Source organism: Rhizobium ecuadorense, assembly GCF_001187535.1.
Classification (GTDB): Bacteria; Pseudomonadota; Alphaproteobacteria; order Rhizobiales; family Rhizobiaceae; genus Rhizobium; species Rhizobium ecuadorense.
Window position 1 is genome coordinate 1 of record NZ_LFIO01000295.1, and the last position, 249, is coordinate 249.

The following is a 249-nucleotide window of genomic DNA, read 5'->3' on the forward strand; positions in this document are numbered from 1 at the left end:
GGGTTACGACGAAATGAAGTATGTCGGCCTCTATCACCTCAATGCCTACACCTATGCCGACCCGACCTGGTTCCCTGATATGGATGCGGAAACCCGCGCTTTGTTCCAGAAAGTGACAAAGGGCTCGCTGTCCGGCAAGGCCGGAGGTGAGGTAAAGGAAGACTTCAAGATCAACGGTCAATATGTCGATACGCCCGTGATCGACGGCAAGGAAGGCGTTGTCGGCATTCCGTTCTTCGACGGCTACGT

The 249-nt window shown here is 54.6% G+C and carries 1 pseudogene; it reads left to right on the plus strand.

The window, feature by feature from the left end:
• Positions 1-249 (plus strand): annotated as a pseudogene (locus tag AF337_RS06555) (arylsulfatase); the annotation flags it as partial.